This window comes from Bacteroides sp. D1, assembly GCF_000157095.2.
GTDB classification, from domain to species: Bacteria; Bacteroidota; Bacteroidia; order Bacteroidales; family Bacteroidaceae; genus Bacteroides; species Bacteroides xylanisolvens.
In genome coordinates, this window is record NZ_JH114342.1 from 187,071 (window position 1) to 200,807 (window position 13,737).

General features: G+C 39.0%; 15 protein-coding genes and 1 pseudogene. 8 read left to right on the plus strand and 8 right to left on the minus strand.

Features of this window, described 5'->3' with window-relative positions; all coding sequences use genetic code 11:
* Window positions 1-265: 265 nt before the first annotated feature.
* The 8 genes from glyA to BSAG_RS11040 all read right to left on the minus strand — a co-directional run bounded on the left by glyA (window position 266) and on the right by BSAG_RS11040 (window position 6,417).
* Window positions 266-1,546 carry a serine hydroxymethyltransferase gene (gene glyA, locus BSAG_RS11075; RefSeq protein ID WP_004303451.1) on the minus strand — a complete coding sequence of 427 codons (1,281 nt, stop codon included), beginning with the start codon at window positions 1,544-1,546 and terminating at the stop codon, window positions 266-268.
* Between the two features lie 134 nt (window positions 1,547-1,680).
* Window positions 1,681-2,421: a porin family protein gene (locus BSAG_RS11070; RefSeq protein ID WP_008019436.1), complete on the minus strand. Its 741-nt coding sequence runs from the start codon at window positions 2,419-2,421 to the stop codon at window positions 1,681-1,683.
* 16 nt (window positions 2,422-2,437) lie between these two features.
* Complete coding sequence (locus tag BSAG_RS11065) at window positions 2,438-3,007, minus strand: flavin reductase family protein (RefSeq protein WP_008770646.1); 570 nt, start codon at window positions 3,005-3,007, stop codon at window positions 2,438-2,440.
* Between the two features lie 108 nt (window positions 3,008-3,115).
* Window positions 3,116-3,577, minus strand: coding sequence for an aspartate carbamoyltransferase regulatory subunit (pyrI, locus tag BSAG_RS11060; RefSeq protein WP_004303448.1), 462 nt, complete (start codon window positions 3,575-3,577; stop codon window positions 3,116-3,118).
* A complete protein-coding gene (gene pyrB / locus BSAG_RS11055) occupies window positions 3,574-4,515 on the minus strand; it encodes an aspartate carbamoyltransferase (protein WP_004315282.1) in 942 nt (313 codons plus the stop codon). Before pyrB ends, pyrI begins: the two co-directional genes overlap by 4 nt.
* 112 nt (window positions 4,516-4,627) lie before the next feature.
* Window positions 4,628-5,410, minus strand: coding sequence for a DUF4373 domain-containing protein (locus BSAG_RS11050; RefSeq protein WP_004315281.1), 783 nt, complete (start codon window positions 5,408-5,410; stop codon window positions 4,628-4,630).
* A 23-nt stretch (window positions 5,411-5,433) separates the two neighbouring features.
* On the minus strand, window positions 5,434-5,778 hold the full coding sequence (locus BSAG_RS11045) for an SH3 beta-barrel fold-containing protein (protein ID WP_008770647.1): 345 nt from the start codon (window positions 5,776-5,778) through the stop codon (window positions 5,434-5,436).
* Window positions 5,779-6,006: 228 nt separating this feature from the next.
* Window positions 6,007-6,417 carry a DUF4119 family protein gene (locus BSAG_RS11040; protein ID WP_004315279.1) on the minus strand — a complete coding sequence of 137 codons (411 nt, stop codon included), beginning with the start codon at window positions 6,415-6,417 and terminating at the stop codon, window positions 6,007-6,009.
* Window positions 6,418-6,545: 128 nt separating this feature from the next.
* Here BSAG_RS11040 and BSAG_RS11035 point away from each other — a divergent pair, with 128 nt between their 5' ends.
* From BSAG_RS11035 to BSAG_RS24320, 8 genes and pseudogenes are all read left to right on the plus strand, one after another.
* Entirely contained in the window at window positions 6,546-7,499 is a 954-nt protein-coding gene (locus BSAG_RS11035) for a tyrosine-type DNA invertase cluster 3b (RefSeq protein ID WP_004315278.1), read from the plus strand.
* 353 nt (window positions 7,500-7,852) lie between these two features.
* Window positions 7,853-8,419, plus strand: coding sequence for a UpxY family transcription antiterminator (locus BSAG_RS11030; protein WP_004316632.1), 567 nt, complete (start codon window positions 7,853-7,855; stop codon window positions 8,417-8,419).
* Window positions 8,420-8,491: 72 nt separating this feature from the next.
* Window positions 8,492-9,379, plus strand: a complete 888-nt coding sequence (gene rfbA, locus BSAG_RS11025; RefSeq protein WP_004316631.1) for a glucose-1-phosphate thymidylyltransferase RfbA — start codon at window positions 8,492-8,494, stop codon at window positions 9,377-9,379.
* Window positions 9,380-9,428: 49 nt separating this feature from the next.
* Window positions 9,429-9,998, plus strand: coding sequence for a dTDP-4-dehydrorhamnose 3,5-epimerase (gene rfbC / locus BSAG_RS11020; RefSeq protein WP_008016688.1), 570 nt, complete (start codon window positions 9,429-9,431; stop codon window positions 9,996-9,998).
* A 5-nt stretch (window positions 9,999-10,003) separates the two neighbouring features.
* The gene (rfbD, locus tag BSAG_RS11015) at window positions 10,004-10,870 is read left to right on the plus strand and encodes a dTDP-4-dehydrorhamnose reductase (protein WP_004314904.1); all 867 of its coding nucleotides are present in this window, start codon (window positions 10,004-10,006) and stop codon (window positions 10,868-10,870) included.
* Window positions 10,871-10,877: 7 nt separating this feature from the next.
* Window positions 10,878-11,951 carry a dTDP-glucose 4,6-dehydratase gene (rfbB, locus tag BSAG_RS11010; RefSeq protein WP_004314905.1) on the plus strand — a complete coding sequence of 358 codons (1,074 nt, stop codon included), beginning with the start codon at window positions 10,878-10,880 and terminating at the stop codon, window positions 11,949-11,951.
* Between the two features lie 78 nt (window positions 11,952-12,029).
* Window positions 12,030-13,581, plus strand: a pseudogene (locus tag BSAG_RS0223210) (oligosaccharide flippase family protein).
* A partial coding sequence (locus BSAG_RS24320; RefSeq protein ID WP_008997547.1) for a coenzyme F420 hydrogenase/dehydrogenase beta subunit N-terminal domain-containing protein occupies window positions 13,565-13,737 on the plus strand: 173 nt, incomplete at its 3' end. The pseudogene BSAG_RS0223210 and the gene BSAG_RS24320, both read left to right, overlap by 17 nt.

Genomic DNA, 13,737 nt, shown 5'->3' on the forward strand with positions numbered 1-13,737 from the left:
ATGTGGAAAGACGGGGATGACTGTATATAGAGTCCAGTGCGCTTCTCTTTTCTCTTCATGCACACTGTACGGTTGAATTCGTACTTGTTGTGGGTGATATATGACATCATATATTTCTTTTATAGTAAGAAAAACGAAATTCCGGAAAGATGGTTCGAACGGGACCGTTAATAAATAAAAAAAGGCCTGCTCCTTTCGTAAAGAGCAGACCTTAAATGGGATTAAGCTAATAACAGTTTACAATTACTAGCTTTAAAATTGTGTTTTAGTAAGCGAAAAGAGGATATTTTTTCATTGTCTCATTGACGCGTGCACGTACTTGTGCAATAACTTCCTCATTTTCTACGTTAGACAATACAGTCTCGATCATTTCTGCAATTTCGAGCATCAAGTCTTCTTTTGCACCACGAGTTGTGATAGCAGGAGTACCCAAACGGATACCGGAAGTCTGGAAAGCCGAACGGCTGTCGAACGGAACCATGTTCTTGTTAACGGTAATATCAGCAGAAACCAATGCTTTTTCTGCCACTTTACCTGTCAGATCAGGATATTTGCTACGCAGGTCGACCAACATAGAGTGGTTGTCTGTACCACCGGAAACGATGGTAAAGCCACGGTCGATCAAAGCCTGTGCAAGTACGGCAGCATTCTTCTGTACTTGTTTAGCATATTCCTTAAATTCAGGTTGCAGGATTTCACCGAAAGCAACTGCTTTAGCAGCAATTACATGTTCCAACGGTCCGCCTTGGATACCCGGGAAAACGGCAGAATCCAGTAATTGAGACATCATCTTGATCTCACCTTTCGGAGTTTTCTTACCCCATGGATTAGGGAAGTCTTTACCCATCATGATGACACCACCACGAGGTCCGCGAAGTGTTTTATGTGTAGTAGAAGTGACGATATGTGCATATTTAACCGGATTTTCGAGCACTCCGGCAGCGATCAGACCAGCAGGATGAGCCATGTCGATCATCAGGATAGCGCCTACTTTGTCAGCGATTTCACGCATACGTTTGTAATCCCATTCACGAGAGTATGCAGAACCACCACCGATAATCATTTTTGGTTTCTCACGAAGAGCGACTTCTTCCATCTGGTCGTAATCAACGCGTCCTGTTTCCTGATTCAAGTTATATTCGCAAGGAGTATAGATGATACCGGAAGTGTTCACTAATGAACCGTGAGACAGGTGTCCGCCGTGTGCCAGATTTAATCCCATGAATTTGTCGCCCGGATTCAGAACAGCAAGGAAAACAGCAGCATTAGCTTGTGCTCCCGAGTGTGGCTGTACGTTTGCCCATTCAGCGCCGAAAATTTCTTTCAGGCGGTCGATAGCGATTTGTTCGCTTTGGTCTACTACTTCGCAACCTCCGTAGTAACGTTTGCCGGGATAACCTTCTGCGTACTTGTTAGTCAGGCAAGAACCCATTGCCTGCATTACCTGGTCACTCACAAAGTTTTCTGATGCAATCAGCTCGATTCCTTTCAACTGACGTTGATGCTCTTTTTCGATGATGTCGAAAATGATGTCGTCTCTTTTCATTCTTTTATAAGTAAGATTAAATTTCTAATTCGAGATACCTATTTTAAGCGCACAAAGTTAATGAAAATAAATAAAGAATGAAGGAACAGTAAGAAAAATGTTAGTAAAAAGCGGGATTTAATGATATTTTATTCTTAAAGAATGAATCCCAGTGAAAAACTTAACGCGCTGTCACGGCGACGGAAAATAATGTTGCTCACACCCGTACTGCCGTCGGAGTTGATATTGTCATAAATGATAGACTTGGAGATGTTTCCTATACCTTGTTCGTAGCGGAAATCGAAGAAGATACGTGAGATGTTGACACCTACGCCAATCACTGCGCTGACATTGAACGGATACAACTTTTCGTGAATACCCTTTTGGTCGAAATTCTTAAAAGTGATTTCATTGTGCTTTCCCCATAGGTAGCGAAGCTTGGGACCTGCGAAGATAGACATTCCGTATGGTCCTTTTTTCACTACGTTATATCCATATAGAACGGGAAAATCGACACTGTGCAACACCGATTGCACCGATGCGTAATCAGGCTCGATGGCAGGATGCTGGGAACCGAGTTTGTCGAACGTAATCTCACATTTGCTTACATTATACGACACTTCAGGCTGGATGAAATGCTTTTTCATATTGATGCGCATGAAGAGAGCACCAAAATAACCTATCTTATAGTTATTCTGCACCTCATCGATAGTTACATCTTTAATTTTCAGTTCAGACACCATGAACATGGAAGAGTTGAAACCCGCTTTGATACCGATATTTATTTTTTTTGTGTTGGGACGGTCTACTCTGTCTGCGTTATAATTCTGTCCGACAACCGGGCTGCCGGCTGCAACTAATAAACCTAAAAAAATGAATTTACGCAGCATATCCATGACAGTATCGTTCCTTTTATGATTTTTTCTTTTCTACACTCCAACCGAACTTACCGATTTTCTCTCCCAAATTGTAATATCCTCCGTGCACATATACCAGCGGATTAGCTTCCGCCAGTTCCAGCTTTCCGGTTTTGGGGTTCAGGTTCCGTTCGTCGGCACGCACATTTACCACGTCGGCAATAAACATATCATGTGAACCAAGAGAGATGATTTCTTTTACACGACATTCAATGCAAAGAGGTGATTCTTCAATCAGCGGGGCACTGACTACCGTACACTGTCCGGGTGTCAGTTTCATCTCTTCGAATTTATGATAATCACGTCCCGAACGAACTCCGCACCAGTCGGTGGCAAAAGCCATGTCTTTGGTTGTCAGGTTGATGACAAACTCCATATTTTTTTTGATAATATCGTATGAATGGCGTTCCGGACGTACGGATATATAACACATGGGCGGGTTCGTGCAAATCGTACCCGTCCATGCTACTGTGAACATATTATATTCGCTTTCCTCTTTTCCGCAACTGACTAGTACAGCCGGCAGCGGATAAATCATCGTTCCTGGTTTCCAGTCCTGTTTCATAGTTGTCATTTTTTTACCACAGATTACACAGATTAACACAGATATAGATATTATTATTCCATAAAATAAAAATCTGTGTGAATCCGTGTAATCTGTGGTGAGCTGAAGTTAGAGGATTGTTATCTCTTCTCGTTTCTGTTCTTTTTCGCAATAATGGCATTTCACGATGCAATTATCCTTATCTATCACATGAAAGATGGTGCTCATCGGTTCATTGTTGGTAATACATTTCGGATTGGCACATTTCACGATGCCACGAAGCTCATCCGGCATTTTTACCTCTTTCTTTTCTACTACCTCGTAATCGCGGATAATGTTCAGTTTGACGTGCGGTGCTACTACCGAAATACGGTTGATCTCTTCGTCACAAAAGAATTTATCTGCAATTTTGATGATCCCTTTTTTGCCTAGTTTTTTGCTGTCGAGGTTGAATCCGATCGTGATATTGCTTGTCATTTGTTCCACACCGAGCAGTTGCACTACGGTGAAGAGCTTTTCAGATGGGATATGGTCAATCACTGTTCCGTTTTTCAGGGCAGCTACTTGCAATGCTTGTTTATTTTCGCTCATAATAAAATATCGTTTTTAACGTCATCTAATGTGATACCTAATACATCGCAAAGGATTGCTTCGCGGGCATACAGACCGTTTTGTGCCTGTTGGAAATAATATGCTTTCGGGTTGTCATCCACATCGTAAGCTATTTCGTTGACACGGGGAAGCGGGTGCAGGATACGCAGGTTCGGACGTGTGTTTTCCAACATTTTGTTACGGAGAATATATACATTCTTCACCCGTTCATATTCCATCAGGTCGGTGAAACGTTCGCGTTGTACACGGGTCATATACAGAATATCGGCGTCGGCGATAATCTCTTCGGAAAAGTCTGTATGTTCAACGTATTTTATTTGGTGCGTTTTGCAGTAAAGTTTGTATTCTTCCGGCATTTTCAATTCTTCGGGAGCGATAAAATGGAAAGTCGGATTAAAGTGTCGCATTGCCATCAGCAAGGAATGTACGGTGCGGCCGTATTTCAAGTCACCCACCAGGAAAATATTCAGATTTTCCAGCGTTCCTTGCGTCTTGTAGATAGAGTAAAGATCGAGCATCGTCTGTGACGGGTGCTGGTTAGCTCCGTCACCTGCATTGACAATGGGCACCGGGGCTACTTCGCTGGCATACCGTGCAGCTCCTTCGAGATAGTGTCGCATGACGATAATATCTGCATAGTTACTCACCATCATGATCGTGTCTTTAAGTGTTTCCCCTTTGGAAGAGCTGGTGGCCTTGGGGTCAGAGAATCCGATTACTCGTGCACCGAGACGGTTGGCAGCTGTTTCAAAACTCAAGCGGGTACGGGTGGAAGGTTCGAAGAACAGGGTTGCTACTACCTTTCCTTGTAATAACCGGCGATTGGGGTTCATTTCAAACTGCTTCGCCATTTCGAGCATGTAGAGGATTTTTTCTTTAGAATGTTCGGCAATGGTTACTAAACTTCTGTTTTCCATTTTGTTATCTTTTATGTGGATAGAACTTGTTTTACCGGAGCGTAAAGGTACGAAGAATTTGTGAAAAGCACAGATTTTTCGTACCTTTTTTATCAGCTTTTAATCAGTCGGTTTATTTCCGTCCGCTGGCTAGTGCTGCAATGATATATTTCCCCGGTGCTCCGATTTTGCTCCAGGCCGTATTGGAGAGTAGTTTCCATACTTGGGTGCCTTTCCTGCCATAGTCTGATAACCGGAGAATTGTCTGCCTCTCCTTCAAATTAGTCACTTTGTGGCGTTCCAGACTTTCTATCAGTCCGTTCATGTTGTGTGTGGCCTGATTGTATGCATACCCTGGAATTTCAAACGAAGCATCGCTTATTTCTTCTTCTTCTTCAGTATTTAGTTTAGTTTCCTTTAGTTTAGTTTGTCGAGAAATGTCTGCATTTTCTGAACTCACCTCCTCTTGAGTTGGAAAAATGTTAGCATTTTCCTTGTTCAACTCATCCTTGTGTATCCTTTTTCTCTGTTTGGTCTCTAATAAATAAGGTAGTTGTGAGAAATCTATTTTTCTTCGTGTTGTAGCTTCGAACCACACTCTTTGAATCTGTTCCGAAGTGAGTATACCGTGTTTCTCGTAGGTTTCTTTATGGAAAAATCCTTTTTCCAATAACAGGTCGACAATCTTTTCCATCATGTCCTCTTTGATCCCGCCACCTACTTTGCGGACGAAAATAAGATTTTGTTCTTTCCCCCAAGAGATGTAATATCCCTCTTTATAGATTTTGCAAAGCAATCTCATGACCATGTAAGAAGCTAACACTCCGAATTTTGCTTCTAATAACTCCATAACCTCTTCGTCAAAAAAGTTTGCCGGTGTCGGGAAGTAAGGTATCCCTTTATTAATCATATTCATTATTCAATATTTTTTATTATAAACTATACAATAGCTTTCCATTCCATCAGGTTTCCGATCATGAATCTTCTCCATCCTTTTTGTTCTTCACTCCAATAGATAATAGACTCTTGTTGTGCTGTGATATTAAATTCTCTATGAAAGAATTTTTCATATCCTACCAGTGTTCCTTTTTCCAGGCAGAACGTACCATCCTGCTTATGAAAAGCTATCATTGCATTTCCATACAACATGTGTTCTATTAGTTTAATGCACTCCTGTACAATTCTATCCGCACATTTATCCGAAATCCCCTTTTCGGCAGTAATACGTTTTTTCCATACTAATTTGCAAGCTTCTAACTTGCCTTTCTTGATCTTTTGTCTCATTTTCTTCTGTTTTTTGATTGAAAAATTAAGTTTTTATTTAAACATAAATATCCCCTGTCGGATAGTGACGGTATGCTGTTGTCATAGCGTTACTATCCTTTCATTATAGTGACGCTATGACAACAGCATACCGTCACTATTTTTTGAGAGAAATTCTTGTTGTTTTCCGACCGGTTGAAAACGGCGGCGAAGGTAGGCCTTATATTTCACTTGTCCCATTATTTTTTCTTAGTACTTGCTTTTAAGCTTTTCAGCCTGTTCTCTTTTTTCCTTTTTCTCTTTCATATATTCTTCTTCCACAGACTTTTTCAATGCCGCCAATTCAGCATGTATACTGCTAAGTTCCATTAACTTATAGCCGCCATGCTTGTGAATGTATAATACTTTTTGGTCATAGATATATTGGGCCAGATTTATCAGCTTTTTTTTCTTAGGATGGTGGAAATATCCATCGATAAAGATTCTCAAATGCATGGTGAGATAAAGGCGGATATCTCCACTGATTGCTATTCTGTTTTCCAGCTCTTCTTCACTGATGATTTCTTCCTTTGACTGTCTTCCTGGGGCTTTTTCCACTGTTTGAACATTTCTCTTTGCTTTGTTGTTTTTACTTCCTTTTTTAGATTTTTCGCTTCTCATAATTAGTTAATTTTTGCAATATTAATGAATGTTAATTTGAAAATAATATCTGGAAAGTGAAATTGAACCTGCAAAAAGATTTGTTCTTTTGTCGCTTGCCAAATAGTATATATATAAAATAACTAGTGATGCAAATGATGAATAAAAATGGATTTAGTCGATGTGGTGAGAACTACATCAATCGTTTACGAAAGGAAGGGCGTTATTCTACGGCGCACGTTTATAAGAACGCCCTTTATTCTTTCGGGAGGTATTGTGGTACATTGAATGTGTCGTTCAAGCAAGTTACCAAGGAACGTTTACGACGTTATGGTCAGTATCTTTATGAGTGTGGTTTGAAGCCCAATACGATTTCTACGTATATGCGTATGCTTCGTAGTATTTACAATCGGGGAGTGGAAGCGGGGAGTGCCCCTTATGTTCCTCGATTGTTTCATGATGTCTATACAGGTGTGGATGTCCGGCAAAAGAAAGCTTTGTCTGCCGGTGAATTACATAAGCTTTTGTATGAAGATCCCAAATCGGAACGTTTACGTCGTACACAAATTATTGCCGCCCTGATGTTTCAGTTTTGTGGAATGTCATTTGCTGATTTGGCACATTTGGAAAAATCAGCTTTAGATCAGAGCGTGTTGCGCTATAATCGAATCAAGACGAAAACTCCCATGAGCGTCGAAGTATTGGATACCGCCAGGGGAATGATAAATCAACTCTGGAGTAATCAGGAACCCATTCCCGATTGTCCGGATTATCTGTTTGATATACTTTGTAGTAACAAAAAACGCAAAGATGAAAGGGCATATCGTGAATATCAGTCTGCTCTTCGGAATTTTAATAATCGTTTGAAAGATTTGGCGAGAGTTTTACGGTTGAAATCTCCGGTTTCTTCTTATACACTGCGCCATTCTTGGGCAACGACAGCGAAGTATCGTGGAGTGCCAATTGAAATGATCAGTGAATCATTGGGGCATAAATCTATAAAAACGACACAAATCTATTTAAAAGGTTTTGAACTCAAAGAACGTACAGAGGTAAATAAAGGGAATTTATCTTACATTAGAAACTATCGTTTAGGTGGATAGTTAACGATAAAGTGTTAGAAATCAAGGGCGAAATGTTTCCGTTACTTCTTAGGTAACGGATAATTATTCGGTGCAAAGATATGCAAAAAAACAAATAGTAAACAAGTAAAATCTTCTTTTTTTTCTGAATTGTTGAAATATGCAACAAAAATATATCAGGACATGATGATTCTGTTTGATCATGCCTGAAATTCCTGTACTCTGTTTCCAAAGATGTTTTCCCTTCACGTAGGTTAGAAAAACATCTTTGTAGGCAGTTCCTGTCCATGTTTTTCTGCTTTCATCTGTTTTTCTGTGAATGAGTACCTTATCCGTTACCTAAGAAGTAACGGAAAAATAAGGGGTAAAAAAGTATGATTCTAACGAAAGAAACTTTAAGTGCTGGGCCTAATATTGGGACAGGGGAAGGCGTAGCACACTCTAAACGCTGGTATGTTGCTCTGGTTCGTATGCATCATGAGAAGAAAGTAGCCGAACGTTTAGACAAAATGGGGATTGAAAATTTTGTACCAGTCCAGCAAGAGGTACATCAATGGAGCGACCGCCGTAAAGTGGTTGAATCCGTGTTGCTTCCGATGATGGTTTTTGTACATGCTGATCCTAAAGAGCGTAAAGAGGTTCTTTCCTTTTCTACCGTTAGTCGGTATATGGTAATGCGTGGTGAGAGCAGTCCGACTATCATTCCTGATGAACAAATGGCTCGTTTCCGTTTTATGCTTGACTATTCCGAAGAGGCAATCTGTATGAATAGTGCTCCTTTGGCACGTGGTGAAAAAGTGTGTGTCATTAAAGGTCCCTTGACTGGTCTTGTAGGAGAACTTGTTACGGTAGATGGTAGAAGTAAGATTGCTGTCCGGTTGAATATGCTGGGGTGTGCTTGTGCGGATATGCCGGTTGGGTATGTGGAACCATTTAAATAGACACAGAATAAAAGCTACTTTGTGTCCATCTCAAAACAGTTTACTTATTTTCTAAAATTGAAATAAGCTTTTATGAAAGGAATCGTTTTAGCTGGTGGTTCAGGCACTCGTCTGTATCCTATCACCAAAGGAGTGAGTAAGCAGTTGCTTCCTGTCTTTGACAAGCCTATGATTTATTATCCGATTTCAGTCCTTATGTTGGCTGGAATCCGTGAGATCCTGATTATTTCCACTCCTTATGATCTTCCGGGCTTCAAGCGTCTTTTGGGTGATGGCTCCGACTACGGAGTACGGTTTGAATATGCCGAACAACCTTCTCCGGACGGTCTGGCACAAGCCTTTATTATCGGTGAAGACTTCATCGGGAATGATTCCGTCTGCCTGGTATTAGGTGATAATATTTTCTATGGTCAAAGCTTTACCCGTATGTTACAGGAAGCTGTTCGTACAGTAGAGGAGGAGCAGAAAGCAACCGTATTCGGTTATTGGGTTGCTGATCCCGAACGTTATGGAGTTGCTGATTTTGATAAGGATGGAAATGTTTTGAGTATTGATGAAAAACCAGAAAATCCAAAATCCAATTATGCTGTAGTGGGACTCTATTTCTACCCCAATAAAGTGGTGGATGTAGCCAAACATATACAACCTTCTCCCCGTGGAGAGTTAGAAATCACTACTGTTAATCAGGAATTTCTCAATGACCACCAATTAAAGGTTCAACTGTTAGGCCGTGGTTTTGCCTGGCTTGACACCGGCACGCACGATTCTCTTTCCGAAGCCAGTACTTTTATTGAAGTGATTGAAAAGCGTCAGGGATTGAAAGTAGCGTGTCTTGAAGGTATTGCCCTGCGTCATGGCTGGATAACAGCGGATAAAATGCGTGAGCTGGCCAAGCCCATGCTAAAGAACCAATATGGCCAGTACCTTTTAAAAGTGATAAATGAACTGGGACTGGAATAATGCCATATTCCTTTCCGGTAATTTAAATAACTAATAAACACTAATCACAGTGGAAATAATCAAAACTGCTATAGAGGGTGTTGTCATCATTGAACCTCGCCTTTTTAAAGATGACCGTGGTTACTTTTTCGAATCCTTCTCTCAACGTGAATTTACAGAAAAGGTCCGTAAGGTAGATTTTGTCCAGGATAATGAAAGCAAATCCAGTTATGGTGTTTTACGTGGTCTTCATTTTCAGAAACCACCTTATGCCCAGAGTAAACTGGTACGTGTCATTAAAGGCTCTGTCCTTGATGTGGCTGTCGATATCCGTAAAGGCTCACCAACATTTGGAGAGCATGTAGCAGTGGAGTTGACTGAAGAAAACCACCGTCAGTTCTTTATTCCGCGTGGATTTGCCCATGGCTTTGTTGTTTTGACAGAAGAGGTTATTTTTCAGTATAAATGTGACAACTTCTATGCTCCCCAATGTGAAGGTGCCTTGGCTTGGGATGATCCCGCGTTGAAAATTGACTGGAAGGTTCCTGCTGATAAAATAATCCTTTCCGAGAAGGACAAACATCACGAACGTCTGGAAGAAGCCAGCTGGTTATTTGATTATAACGAAAATCTGTATTAAGCTCAATGAATATTCTAGTGACAGGAGCTAACGGTCAGCTTGGTAATGAGATGCGCCGTGTGTCATCAACCAGCTCCAACCATTATATTTTTACCGATGTGGCAGAGTTGGATATAACCAGTCGTGATTCTATCCGTAAAATGGTCAATGACAACCAAATTCATGTCATCGTTAATTGTGCTGCCTATACAAATGTAGACAAGGCGGAAGACGATTTCGCGACTGCTGATTTATTGAATAATAAGGCAGTGGAGAATCTGGCTATTGTAGCAAAAGAAGCTGATGCTACCTTAATACATGTCTCTACGGACTATGTTTTTCAGGGAGACAGAAATGTCCCTTGTCGGGAAGATTGGGAAACTAATCCTTTGGGCGTGTATGGTAAAACGAAGCTGGCCGGTGAGCATAGCATACAGGGAACCGGCTGTCGTTATCTTATCTTTCGTACTGCCTGGCTTTATTCCCCTTATGGGAAGAACTTCGTAAAAACAATGCGACAACTCACCTCTGATAAAGACACCCTGAAAGTAGTCTTTGATCAGGTTGGTACTCCCACTTATGCCGGAGATTTGGCATCTGTTATCTATCAGGTGATTGAGGAAAATCAACTCTATAAAGAAGGCATCTACCATTTCAGTAATGAAGGTGTATGTTCATGGTATGACTTTGCGAAGGAAATCTGTGACTTGAGTGGCAATGTGTGTGATATTCAACCTTGTCACAGTGATGAATTTCCCAGTAAGGTAAAACGTCCTCATTTTTCTGTACTGGATAAAACAAAGGTGAAATCTACTTTTGGAATCACTGTTCCTTATTGGAAAGATTCTCTGCAGAAATGTATAAATGAATTGAAACAACAATTAGATTATTAAAATAGACATGAATTTTGCACGAAATATACTGATTACAGGTGGAGCAGGCTTCATTGGATCGCACGTTGTACGTTTGTTCGTCAATAAATATCCTGAATATCATATAGTCAATCTGGATAAACTGACTTATGCCGGTAATCTAGCCAACCTGAAAGATGTCGAAGATCAGCCTAATTATACCTTTGTAAAGGCCGACATCTGTGACTTTGAGAAAATGCTAGAAATCTTCAAGCAGTATCATATTGATGGAGTTATTCATCTGGCTGCTGAAAGTCATGTAGATCGTAGTATAAAAGATCCGTTAACATTTGCTCAAACGAATGTGATGGGGACTCTCTCTCTGCTCCAAGCTGCAAAACTGACTTGGGAGATACTTCCTGAATGTTATGAAGATAAGCGTTTTTATCATATTTCTACAGATGAGGTTTATGGTGCTTTGGAATTCGATGGTACATTCTTTACGGAGGAGACTAAATACCAGCCCCATAGTCCTTATTCAGCTAGCAAGGCAGGTAGTGATCATTTTGTGAGGGCTTTTCATGATACTTATGGTATGCCTACCATTGTAACAAACTGCTCCAATAATTATGGTCCTTATCAATTTCCGGAGAAATTGATCCCATTATTTATAAATAATATCCGTCAGGGCAAACCCTTGCCGGTGTATGGTAAGGGGGAAAATGTAAGAGACTGGTTATATGTTGTTGACCATGCTAGGGCGATAGATTTGATTTTTCATAACGGAAACACGGCTGATACCTATAATATTGGTGGTTTTAATGAATGGACGAATATTGATCTTATAAAAGTTATCATAAAGACTGTTGATCGTTTGTTAGGTAATTCCGAGGGTACTTCAGATCATTTGATTACTTATGTAACAGATCGTAAAGGACATGATTTACGTTATGCAATCGATTCGAATAAATTGAAGAATGAATTAGGTTGGGAGCCAAGTCTGCAGTTTGAAGAAGGGATAGAGAAAACTGTTAGATGGTATTTGGATAATCAGAACTGGATGGATAATGTGACAACTGGTGATTATCAAAAAGATAATGACAGAGATGATAAATCTCTTTAATAAGAGCATTTTTATATTGGTAAAATGAATTATTAAAGTTTTCTATAAACATTAATAATTAACGGGTAAATTTCTATTTTGACTGAAAATATTACACAAAATAATTCTAAACGTATAGCGAAGAATACATTACTTCTTTATATTCGGACATTTATTACAATGGCCATAAGTTTGTATACTTCACGTGTGATTTTAGAAGTTTTAGGTATAAATGATTTTGGAATTTATAATGTTGTAGGTGGATTTGTTGGAATGTTCGCTTTAATTAGTGCTACATTAACATCGTCTACACAACGCTTCATTACATATGAATTAGGAAAAAAAGAATGAAAATCATAGTCAGGAGATTTTCTCGACAGCTGTATTAATACATATAATTATAGCACTCGTAATAATCGTACTTGCAGAGAGCGTAGGTGTATATTTTTTGAATAATCAAATGAATATCCCTATATCAAGATTAACGGCTGCTAACTGGGTGTTTCAGTTTTCATTAATAACATTTGTTGTTAATATTATTAGCATCCCATATAATTCAACTATAATTGCACATGAACGGATGGCTGCTTTTGCTTATATCACTTTAATAGAGTCTATTCTGAAATTACTCATCGTTTATCTATTGATATTATCCACTTTTGATAAGTTGATAATATATGGAGCTTTAATGTTGCTGGTTTCTTTAGCTATTCGTATGATTTATGGGGTGTATTGTTCGAGAAATTTTATTGAATGTAAATTCAAATTGGTAAAAGAACGTTTTTATTATAAACAAATTTTAGGATTCTCTGGCTGGAATATAATTGGGTCCTCATCGGTCGTTTTGACTAACTATGGAATTAATATTCTTTTAAATATATTCTTTGGTGTAGCAGTTAATGCGGCTAGAGGAATTACGACACAAGTTGATAATGCTTTAAATCAGTTTGTAAGCAATTTTGTCATGGCACTTAATCCGCAAATAACAAAATCTTATGCATCTGGAAATAGAGAATATATGATGAAACTTGTAATGACTGGTTCGCGTTATTCTTTTTATCTTTTGTTGATTATGGTAATACCCATTCTTTTCGAAACAGAATATATCCTTGCATGTTGGCTGAAAAATACACCAAAATATACAGTTATTTTTGTACAGTTATCTTTGATATATATGTTATGTCAATCTCTCTCAAATACTTTATTTACTGCAATGTTAGCCACTGGCAACATACGGAATTACCAAATAATTGTGGGAGGATTAGCTTTGATGGCATTTCCGCTTTCATATGGTCTTTTTAAAATGGGATTTGAGCCAGCATATTGCTATTATGCAACTATTTTTATTTCTATTCTTTGCCTTGTTGTTCGTTTAATAATGCTACATAGGATTATAGGGTTGTCTATACGAATATTTTTTAAGGATGTTATAGTAAGGGTTATATTGGTTTCTATATTTTCATTGATATCTCCATATATTATAATTAGTTTCATGACGCAAGGATTAGAACGTTTTATAATACTTTCCTTAGTGTCATTGGTAGCTACATGTATCTTTATATTTTTCAGTGGAATTTCTAAGGATGAACGCACGTTTTTTATAACATATATCAAGAATAAATTTAATAAGAGATATGAGAGAAAATTCTAATATAAATAAAGCATTAGCTTATTATATCGGATATTCAACAGATGACCTGATTCGTTATAAAGCATCTTCGGGCGGTATAGGAACATCTATCATTAAATATCTCCTTTCAACGTCTGAATATGATACCTCTATGACTTTTGTTTATGATAAAGAAAA

Bases quoted from the DNA above. Each gene is read 5' to 3' on its own strand.
- glyA (WP_004303451.1), bottom strand. From the start codon at position 1,546: ATGAAAAGAGACGACATCATTTTCGACATCATCGAAAAAGAGCATCAA.
- BSAG_RS11070 (WP_008019436.1), bottom strand. From the start codon at position 2,421: ATGGATATGCTGCGTAAATTCATTTTTTTAGGTTTATTAGTTGCAGCC.
- BSAG_RS11065 (WP_008770646.1), bottom strand. From the start codon at position 3,007: ATGAAACAGGACTGGAAACCAGGAACGATGATTTATCCGCTGCCGGCT.
- pyrI (WP_004303448.1), bottom strand. From the start codon at position 3,577: ATGAGCGAAAATAAACAAGCATTGCAAGTAGCTGCCCTGAAAAACGGA.
- pyrB (WP_004315282.1), bottom strand. From the start codon at position 4,515: ATGGAAAACAGAAGTTTAGTAACCATTGCCGAACATTCTAAAGAAAAA.
- BSAG_RS11050 (WP_004315281.1), bottom strand. From the start codon at position 5,410: ATGAATATGATTAATAAAGGGATACCTTACTTCCCGACACCGGCAAAC.
- BSAG_RS11045 (WP_008770647.1), bottom strand. From the start codon at position 5,778: ATGAGACAAAAGATCAAGAAAGGCAAGTTAGAAGCTTGCAAATTAGTA.
- BSAG_RS11040 (WP_004315279.1), bottom strand. From the start codon at position 6,417: ATGAGAAGCGAAAAATCTAAAAAAGGAAGTAAAAACAACAAAGCAAAG.
- BSAG_RS11035 (WP_004315278.1), top strand. From the start codon at position 6,546: ATGCAAATGATGAATAAAAATGGATTTAGTCGATGTGGTGAGAACTAC.
- BSAG_RS11030 (WP_004316632.1), top strand. From the start codon at position 7,853: ATGATTCTAACGAAAGAAACTTTAAGTGCTGGGCCTAATATTGGGACA.
- rfbA (WP_004316631.1), top strand. From the start codon at position 8,492: ATGAAAGGAATCGTTTTAGCTGGTGGTTCAGGCACTCGTCTGTATCCT.
- rfbD (WP_004314904.1), top strand. From the start codon at position 10,004: ATGAATATTCTAGTGACAGGAGCTAACGGTCAGCTTGGTAATGAGATG.
- rfbB (WP_004314905.1), top strand. From the start codon at position 10,878: ATGAATTTTGCACGAAATATACTGATTACAGGTGGAGCAGGCTTCATT.